Origin of the sequence: Streptomyces sp. NPDC007205, from assembly GCF_040634095.1 — a bacterium.
Lineage (GTDB): Bacteria > Actinomycetota > Actinomycetes > Streptomycetales > Streptomycetaceae > Streptomyces.
The window spans coordinates 1-8541 of sequence record NZ_JBEYEW010000093.1; the positions used below are offsets into that span (position 1 = coordinate 1).

Annotated in this window: 10 protein-coding genes and 2 pseudogenes; 10 read left to right on the top strand and 2 right to left on the bottom strand. The window is 63.2% G+C overall.

Translation table 11 applies throughout. The annotated features are described in order from the left end of the window. The first annotated feature begins 77 nt into the window (after positions 1-77). From ABZ624_RS41305 to ABZ624_RS41345, 9 genes are all read left to right on the top strand, one after another. Positions 78-875: a group II intron maturase-specific domain-containing protein gene (locus ABZ624_RS41305; protein WP_360100632.1), complete on the top strand. Its 798-nt coding sequence runs from the start codon at positions 78-80 to the stop codon at positions 873-875. Between the two features lie 366 nt (positions 876-1241). Continuing rightward, positions 1242-2765 carry a YHS domain-containing protein gene (locus tag ABZ624_RS41310; RefSeq protein WP_360100608.1) on the top strand — a complete coding sequence of 508 codons (1524 nt, stop codon included), beginning with the start codon at positions 1242-1244 and terminating at the stop codon, positions 2763-2765. Positions 2766-2817: 52 nt separating this feature from the next. Further along, positions 2818-3063 (top strand): toluene-4-monooxygenase system B family protein, encoded by a 246-nt coding sequence (locus ABZ624_RS41315; protein ID WP_360100611.1) that lies wholly within the window; start codon positions 2818-2820, stop codon positions 3061-3063. Beyond that, entirely contained in the window at positions 3060-3410 is a 351-nt protein-coding gene (locus ABZ624_RS41320) for a Rieske 2Fe-2S domain-containing protein (protein ID WP_360100614.1), read from the top strand. Before ABZ624_RS41315 ends, ABZ624_RS41320 begins: the two co-directional genes overlap by 4 nt. A gap of 2 nt (positions 3411-3412) precedes the next feature. Further along, positions 3413-3769: an MmoB/DmpM family protein gene (locus ABZ624_RS41325; protein ID WP_360100635.1), complete on the top strand. Its 357-nt coding sequence runs from the start codon at positions 3413-3415 to the stop codon at positions 3767-3769. Positions 3770-3836: 67 nt separating this feature from the next. Further along, complete coding sequence (locus ABZ624_RS41330; protein ID WP_360100617.1) at positions 3837-4766, top strand: toluene monooxygenase; 930 nt, start codon at positions 3837-3839, stop codon at positions 4764-4766. A gap of 180 nt (positions 4767-4946) precedes the next feature. Continuing rightward, positions 4947-5666, top strand: a complete 720-nt coding sequence (nthB, locus tag ABZ624_RS41335) for a nitrile hydratase subunit beta (protein WP_360100620.1) — start codon at positions 4947-4949, stop codon at positions 5664-5666. Positions 5667-5697: 31 nt separating this feature from the next. Further along, a complete protein-coding gene (gene nthA, locus ABZ624_RS41340) occupies positions 5698-6321 on the top strand; it encodes a nitrile hydratase subunit alpha (protein WP_360100623.1) in 624 nt (207 codons plus the stop codon). Then, positions 6318-6692, top strand: coding sequence for a nitrile hydratase accessory protein (locus ABZ624_RS41345; protein ID WP_360100626.1), 375 nt, complete (start codon positions 6318-6320; stop codon positions 6690-6692). The genes nthA and ABZ624_RS41345 overlap by 4 nt, the downstream gene beginning before the upstream one ends. Positions 6693-6966: 274 nt before the next feature. Here ABZ624_RS41345 and ABZ624_RS41350 read toward each other — a convergent pair. Together ABZ624_RS41350 and ABZ624_RS41355 are read right to left on the bottom strand one after the other, a co-directional pair. Beyond that, positions 6967-7371, bottom strand: a pseudogene (locus ABZ624_RS41350) (transposase); the annotation flags it as partial. A gap of 11 nt (positions 7372-7382) precedes the next feature. Continuing rightward, positions 7383-7823, bottom strand: coding sequence for a transposase (locus ABZ624_RS41355; RefSeq protein ID WP_360100629.1), 441 nt, complete (start codon positions 7821-7823; stop codon positions 7383-7385). A 221-nt stretch (positions 7824-8044) separates the two neighbouring features. Here ABZ624_RS41355 and ABZ624_RS41360 point away from each other — a divergent pair. Next, positions 8045-8476, top strand: a pseudogene (locus ABZ624_RS41360) (transposase); the annotation flags it as partial. Positions 8477-8541: the final 65 nt, after the last annotated feature.

Genomic DNA, 8541 nt, shown 5'->3' on the forward strand with positions numbered 1-8541 from the left:
CGAAAACACCACAGCCACAAGCTCATTGACATCTCGCACACCACACCAACGGCGCCCGTCACCCTTGGTTACCACCGATTACGGGCCAGAGCCACCGCGAGGACACCCTCACCGGCACCCCGCAGGGCGGCATCCTCTCCCCACTCCTGGCGAACATCGCCCTGTCGGCGCTCGACGAGCACCTGACCAGGCCATGGGAACCGAACGGGGAGATGGCCACCAGTCACCTGCGCAGGCGTCGCCGCGCAACCAGACGTCCGAACTGGCGAATCGTCCGCTACACGGACGCTTTCGTCGTGCTGACCGACGGCGAACGCGACGACGTCGAGGCGCTGCGCGAGGACATCGCCGAGGTGTTGCAACCGCTCGGTCTTCGCCTCTCCGAGGCCAAGACGCAGGTGGTGCACATGGCGGACGGGTTCGACTTCCTTGGGTTCCGCATCCAGTGGCGCCGCAAGCGGGGAACGGACAAGTGGCACGTCTACACCTTCACCACTGACCGGCCCATACGGCAGCTGAAGGACAAGATCCGCGCCCTGACGAACAGAACGTCGCAGCAGAACCCCAGGGATCTGCTGATCAGGTTCAACCAGATCATGTGCGGCTGGGCCAACTACTTCAAGCACGCGGTCTGCAAAGCCACCCTGAGTTCCCTGGCCAGCTTCACGTGGCACCGGGTGATCAGCTGGTGGATGGCACTGCACCGCTGGAAGTGGAGGGACGTCCGCCGATGCCTTACCGACCACAACGGACGGTGGCAAAGGCCCTCGGTAGACGGGATCGAACTGTTCGACCTCCAGGCGGTGACGGTCACTCGCTATCGCTACAGAGGCAACACGATCTCCAACCCCTGGACCCGCCCCAACCACGCCTGAACGGCGGAGTCCGTGGAGAGCCCGGTACTCGGAGAAGGGTACGCCGGGTTCGGCGAGCGGCACGGAGAAACGGACCAGTGGCAACACTGGCACCGCGCTCCGTGCCGACTCAACAGACACCCCGGGTGTGAGCCCTGGGGCCGAAGCAGGCCACCTACGTGACCGGCCTGCGTTCACAAGCTCACAATGTCACCAAGTTTGAGCCCGTTCCCTCGTCCGCAGCCTCTATGCGCGGTGGGTCGTGATCGGTCTACTGAATGGGTACAGCGCTCTGCACAGAAGCTGGGCTCGATCGCTGTGCACCGCAGTCCACGACGCAAAATGGCTCGTGCTTGTGCCATCGAGCCATGGAAGGAGAGGACAGACATGCCTCGACTTGCCCGATCAGTCTGGTACGACCTCGCCCGTGACATGAACTGGACGCTGTCGTACGTCGATGAAGCAGAGGCATTCCCTGACACCATGTGTGCCAAGTTCGGCATGTCAGCCGAGTCCTGGTGGTCGTGGGACGAGCCGTACAAGATCAGCTATCGCGAGTACGTGCACAATCAGACGGTAAAGGAAGCGTCTGTCTACGCGGTGAACTCCGTAGTCACTCGTTCGGCTACGTATGAACAGCTCGATCCGGGCTGGAAGTCAGCCGCACTGATCCACTTCAGTGCTGCGCCATTCACGGAATACATGGCAGGATTCGGCGATCTGCGGATGGCTCGGTTCGGGCGCGCGGCTGCATGGCGCAACCAGGCAGTGTACGGCTTCCTGGACGAAATCCGTCACACCCAGATCCATCTCTACTTCTCCTACCAGCTGCTGGGTAAGGAGCCCCGGGTCGACTGGGCAAACAAGGAGCAGCACACCAACAACTGGGGCGCAATCGCCAACCGCTCTGAGATCGAAGACATGGCCGTGGCTTCCGACGCTGTCACGATCGGAGTGCAGCTGCCGTTCTCGTTGGAGACCGGCTTCACGAATCTGCACTTCATGAGTCTGGCTGCCGATGCCCTCAGCGTAGGCGACATCGACTTCGCGTCATTGGTGTCCTCGGTCCAGACCGACGAGGCACGTCACGCTCAGCAGGGCGGGGCAACGATCGCGGTGCTGACGGCCAATGGCCGTAAGGACGTGGCCCAGCGTCTGGTCGAGATCTCGTTCTGGCGGGGGTGGCGGCTGTTTTCCCTGCTCACCGGCGTCTCGACGGACTACTACTCGCCGCTGGAGCATCGTGCGCGCTCGTTCAAGGAGTTTATGAACGAGTGGATCATCAAGCAGTTCCTTGACCAGATCCGTGAAGTCGGACTGGAGAAGCCTTGGTACTGGGATGACCACTTCCTGCCGGAAGTGGAGTGGATACACCACGCCTATCATCTGGGTCTGTGGTATCTGCGGCCCACTTTGTGGTGGGATCCGGATGCTGGAATGTCGGCGGCTGAACGAGACTGGCTTGAAGAGAAGTACCCCGGGTGGAACAAAACCTTCGGCAAGCCGTGGGACGTGATTACACAGAACGTCCGAGAAGGCAGGCTTGAACGTACCGTTTCGGAGACGCTGCCCATTCTGTGCAACCTCTGCAACCTGGCGATCCTCACCCCGGTAGGCCACCTTGCAGGTCACCTAGCGTCTCCGGATCCGCTGACGGTCGATTACAACGGCCGCAAGTACAGTTTCTGCTCCGCACCCTGTAAATGGATTTTCGAACAGGACCCGGACCGTTATGCTGGCCACCTCACGCTTTCCGATCGGTTTGCCGCCGGTCAGATTCAGCCCGCGACCCTGGAGGGTGTGCTGGCGTACATGGGCATCTCGCCTGAGGAGAGCGGAAAGGACGCTACCGGGTACGCGTGGGCTGATCTCAAGCAGGCGATGCCGGCAACTCCCCTACGGCGTGCCTGAGCGTGGCTGGATTTCACTTCCCTTGCAGGGCGGCGAGCAGAGTGGAGGAATCGTGTCTGTAATTTTCGTCCGAGCAGTATTCGACGGTGACCTGATGGTTCGACTCATCCCGATCGACGATGCTGACTCGTTGGCGGTCGTGGCCGAGATGATAGCCCACCAGGCAGTCGGAGTGATGGTCCCTCCGCAGGACCGGCCCATAGAGGTCTGGCACGACGAAAACCGGCTGGACCCAAAGGAAACCGTCCAAAGCACGGGCATAGGCCCAATGGATATATTGCGGGTGGCGTACGCGTGACTGACAACGCCCGCTGGGTGACGGCCTTGGCTGATGACGAGCTACTCGAAGGGGAAGTTCTGGGCGTCGAGATCGAAGGCCAGGATATTCTGCTCGTGCGTCTCATTGACGGCCCCGCCAAGGCCTTCCAGGGAATATGTCCACATCAAGGATCCCTGCTGGCTGACGGTGACTGGGACATGGACAGTAATACCCTCGTCTGTCCCAGTCACCTGTGGGAGTTCGATTTGACCAATGGTCGAGGGATCAATCCGGAGAACTGCCAGCTCCGTGAATACCCTGTCCGCCTGAACGGTAAGTGGCTGGACATCGCCGTTCCGACTAACACAGACAAGGTGAGCAGTTGACGGTGAACGTGCAAGACGAAGGCCAAGGGATCCACGAAAGGCCGCGTCCTGGCCCAAAGTTGGTCGGGCCGATCATACGCGGCACGGATTCTGAACTCGCGGATGCAATCATCGCCGCCATCGAAGCAGACAACCAAGACAGCGGCGTCCAAGTCATCGACAGGGGAGGTTACATACGCATTCAGGCGGCATGGGAGTGCCGACTCACCCGAGCAAGCCTCGAAGACGAGCTTGGCTTCGCCTACCCGCTGTCGCAGATTGAAAATGTACTCACCGCCTTCGCCGGACGGATGAGGGCCACCGAGGATCAATTGACCTGGTATCTGGAGAATCGGGAGACCGACAGTGCAAAGTCGTAAGTCCTCAAAAGCGAAGGCGTGGAGCACACTCGGCGACGTGAAGAGGAAACCGAGTGAGTACGAAGTCGTGAACGCGCAATTCCTCCACAGCTTCCGACGCGAGCCCGCCCCGTTTGAGATCTCTCCCGACGCGCCTGTGAACCAGTGGTACCGAAGGTACCGCGAAGGATCGCCATTTCAGGTTGAGGACTGGGAATCCTTTCGCGACCCGCACCGCCTGACGTACAGGAAGTACGTTCTGCAGCAACACGGTCGAGAGATCTACGTGGATGCTCTCATCGATGAACATGAATCTGCGGAAGCGATCGAGAACCTTCAGCCGGAATGGGTTCAGGTCCTCCAGAAACTTGCGGTACCCATGCGGTTTCCTCTGCACGTGCTCCAGATGGCGATCATGTACGTGTCGCAAATGGCGCCAACCGCCTACATTGTGAACTGCGCCGCGTTCCAGGCCGGCGATGAACTGCGACGCATTCAATGGCTCGCCTACTGGGTGAAGTCCCTGTCACTGGCTCACGGTGACCACCTGGCTGCCACCGCCACGGCGCGCGACACATGGGAAAATGACCCCCTGTGGCAACCACTGCGGCGAGCGCTGGAACAGCTCCTAGCCGTCCGTGACTGGGGAGAAGCGTTCGCGGCCTTGAACCTCGCCCTTAAGCCTGCGCTCGACACGCTCCTCAATGGTAGCCTCGCCCTCCTCGCCAAGCAGAACGGTGATCCACTGCTGGCCTCCCTGCTCAAGGAGTTCGGGCAGGACAGCCGTCGCAGCCGTGACTGGAGTACGGCCCTGGCCCTTTATGCCATCGAGCAACGGCCGGAGCTGCAGGAGATCTTGAGTTCCTGGACGTCGTCCTGGCAGCGCACCGCGGCCGACGCGGTGACCTCTCTGAGTGGGCTCTTCACCGAGGCGCCCAGCCCTCTGGCGGCGGATGACGTCGCGGACCACGTGGCCGCACAACTCACCACCATCAACCGGGATTGCAGGCTCAGTTGAGATGGTGGGCTTGCCGCAGGCTTGAGCCAGTGCTGAAATGTGGTTGGAAGGTGCGAGGAAGTCCTTCCAACCACATGGCTTGCAATAAGCAACTTTACCAACAGGGCTCTTGACAGGCGCTCAGGAGGCCCCTTCCCGTAACACGGAAATGAACGGCAAGAGGACTGCAAGGAGTCTTCGATGATCGGAATCCACGATATTGGCGGATACCACATGGGCCCGATCGAGACGAAGGACGACTTGGTGTTCCATGAGCCGTGGGAGGGGTTGGTCTTCTCCTTGACCCTGGTGAGCGCCGTCCAGGGCAGTTGGTCGCTGGCCGAGTTCCGCCACATCATCGAGCAGATGCCACCGGCTGAGTATCTGTGGACCCCTTACTACGTGCACTGGCTTGAGGCGGTGGAGGAGCTTTGCGCTCGGGACGGCTTCGTCACCCCTGAGGAACTCACCGCCCGGCGACAGGCTATTCGCAACGGTGAGACACCGCCGGCCCTGCCGGTCCCGACGGACCCGGAGGTCGCGCAGAGTCTGCGGGAAGGTATCCAGAACCTCGCGTACACCGGTCTCGGCGTACGCCGACCGGACCAACCGCGGTCATTCCAGGCCGACGATCGCGTCCGCGCGCGGGTGCTTGCCGTTTCCGGTCACACACGGCTGCCGTGGTACGTGTGGGGCAAGCCCGGGGTGGTCGTGTCCTACAGCGGCACCTACCCCTTGCCCGACACCGAGGCGACCGGCGGAGACGACCCGGAACCGACGTACATGGTCCGCTTTGCGGGCACCGACCTATGGGGCCCGGGTACGGAGACGAATGTCAGCGTCGTGTTGAGTCTTTTCGAGTCGTACATGGATCTCGATCCCGAGGCCACCGCCGTAGGGCAGGACGCTGTCTCCCAGTAAGCGAAGGATCCGGAGGAGAAGGTCATCCGACATGGGCGAAAACAACCACCGGCCGCGTGAGCTCTCCGAGGGTGAGGTTCGAGCGAGGGCTCTGGAGTCGTTGCTGCGCGAAAAGGGCGTGCTGCAGGGCGAGGTCGTGGACGAGATCATCGACATCTACACCAATGACATTGGACCGCTGAACGGGGCTCGTGCCATCGCCAGGGCGTGGACGGATCCGGCGTTCAGGAGTCGCCTGTTGGAGAACGCCACCAAGGCTGTCGCCGAACTCGGAATCGGCGGCATGGAGGGCGAGAACTTGGTGGCTGTGGAGAACACGGACGAAGTCCACCACGTAATCGTCTGCACCCTGTGCTCCTGCTACCCCTGGCCGGTCCTGGGTCTGCCCCCGCGCTGGTACAAGGACACACCCTATCGTGCGCGCGTCGTCCGGGAACCCCGAGCCGTTCTCAGGGAGTTCGGCACGGTTGTCCCAGACGATAGTGAGATCAGGGTCCTCGACAGCAACGCCGAGGTCCGCTACTTCGTGATCCCGCAGCGCCCCAAGGGTTCGGAACACATGTCCGAGGAAGAGCTCACTGCGCTGGTGACGCGCGACTCCATGGTCGGCGTGACCATTCTTCCGGATATCGAGCCAAAGGTGGCCACGCGATGACTCAGAACTCAGTCGTCGGTGCCGTGGGCGCCCAGGGTGCCGTGGTGGACCGGAGCGTCAGCGGCTGTATTGACGGCCCACTTGCCATGCCGCGCAGCAACGGTGAGCTGGTCTTCGAAGCTCCTTGGCAAAGCCGCGCGTTCGGCATGGCCGTCACGCTGTCTCAGGCCGAACTCTTCACGTGGGAGACCTTCCGCGGCCATTTGGTGCAGGCAATCGCGGAGAAGGGCCAGGACGGGGTCGAGGAGTATTATCTGCGCTGGCTCGACGCGCTAGAGATGTCGCTGGCGGGAACTGGCGTACTCGACTCTCAGCTCCTGCACGACCGTGAGGACCAGTTCCGCGCCCGGACGCGCGACGAGATCTTCTGATCGACGGCTCTGTAAGCCAGAGCGCAGACGTGCTGCCTGCACCCCGACCGACCCACCCGGTCACGTCCGCTGGAGTGGTGTATCGACGGCCACTCGGTGATCTCGTTTTGAGGCTATGCGGTGAGTTCGGTGGGCAAGGCGGTCTCGTCGGTTTCTGACCCAATCGGGTGGAGGCGGGCCTTGACGAGGAGCTTGAGTCCCATGTAGCGGCGGGCCTCGTCCACTCGTCGTTCTGCTCGGCCAGTACCGCGCCGACCAGGCGGATCAGGGCGGTGCGGTCGGGGAAGATGCCGACCACGTCGGTGCGGCGGCGGATCTCCTTGTTCAGCCGTTCCTGCGGGTTGTTCGACCAGATCCGCCGCCAGATCTCGCGCGGGAACGCGGTGAACGCCAGCACGTCGCCCTGAGGCGTCCAGGTGGGCTGCGACTTTGGGGAACTTGGCTTCGAGTGCGTCCAGGACGTGCCGCATCTGAGCCTGGACGGCGTCGGTGTCGGGTTGTTCGAGATGGTCCGCAGCAGCGTGGCGACCCACGGCGGGGCCGACTTGGGGACCTGGCTCAGCAGCGCGCGGGCGTAGTGGGTGCGGCATCGCTGCCAGCTCGCGCCGGGCAGGGTGGCGCCGGTCGCGTTGACCAGGCCCATATGCGCGTCGGAGATGACCAGCTGGACCCCGGACAAGCCGCGGGCGATCAGTGAGCGCAGGAAGGCCAGCCAGCCAGCCGGCGCCGTCCTCGGCGGTGGCCACGTCCAGGCCGAGGATCTCGCGGTGCCCCGTCGGCGTTGACGCCGACCGCGATCAGCGCATGCACGGTGATGATGCGGCCGCCCTCGCGGACCTTCTGCGTGAGCGTGTCCACCCAGACGAAGGCGTAGGGGCCGGCGTCCAGGGGACGGTTGCGGAATGCGGTGACCTGCTCGTCCAGGTGCTTGGCCATCGCGCTGACCTGCGGCTTCGACAGCTGGGTCAGCCCGAGCGACTCGGCGAGCTTCTCGACCCGGCACGTGCTCACGCCCAGCAGGTAGGCGGTGGCGACCACCGAGATCAGGGCCTGCTCGGCCAGCCGACGTCGCTCCAGCAACCAGTGCGGGAAGTAACTGCCTGACCTGAGCTGCACCGTGGAACTGGCCATCCCCACCCGTATTCGGCGTTGCAGAGAGCATCGGCCTGCGCGGACATGAGCGCGTCGGCGAACGTCTTGGCCACCGCGCGCAGCAGATCGGGACTCGCCGCGGCGAGGTTGTCTTCCGCGAGAGCGTGCAGCGGCACACTGCCAGGTGCGATCATCGTGCTGATCTCCTTCGTGACTCGACACCTCGAAGATCAGCCGCTGGCCGTCCTTGTACCCGGGCGCGCGCCCGCGCCGAAGACCGCATCCGCGCCGCCCGCGCCACCGGCCTGCGCAACCTCCCCCGCCACGACATGGCGCAGAACCAGATCTGGCTGGAGATCATCCAGATCGCCCTGGACCTGCTCGCCTGGATGCCGATGCTCGCCCTGACCGGCAAGCCCCGTCTGTGGGAGCCCCGCCGCCTGCGGCTGCGGCTGTTCTCCACCGCCGCCCAGCTGGTCACCACCGGCGCGTTCCCTTCCCTGCGAGTAGCTACCACCCTGCCGGAGCCGTGGAACCCGGCGCCCACCCGACGCGACAGCCGGGCCCTCACCCTGCCCGCCATCAGCCCAACACGCCGCAATGGCCCGCCAGTTGCACTGACGAGCCGTCATGAAATGTCGAGGCTAGGGCGTGTATCGAGAGTCTGTCCAGTAAACGGCTCTGGCCCGTAATCGGTGGTAACGCTTCGTGTTGATCATTGGAGCAGGATCCGCTGGCGTAGGAGCGGGAAGCCGGC

Excerpts from the sequence above, each read along its gene's own strand:
- ABZ624_RS41345 (WP_360100626.1), top strand. The coding sequence starts at position 6,318 with ATGACTCAGAACTCAGTCGTCGGTGCCGTGGGCGCCCAGGGTGCCGTG.
- ABZ624_RS41355 (WP_360100629.1), bottom strand. The coding sequence starts at position 7,823 with ATGGCCAGTTCCACGGTGCAGCTCAGGTCAGGCAGTTACTTCCCGCAC.
- nthB (WP_360100620.1), top strand. The coding sequence starts at position 4,947 with ATGATCGGAATCCACGATATTGGCGGATACCACATGGGCCCGATCGAG.
- nthA (WP_360100623.1), top strand. The coding sequence starts at position 5,698 with ATGGGCGAAAACAACCACCGGCCGCGTGAGCTCTCCGAGGGTGAGGTT.
- ABZ624_RS41310 (WP_360100608.1), top strand. The coding sequence starts at position 1,242 with ATGCCTCGACTTGCCCGATCAGTCTGGTACGACCTCGCCCGTGACATG.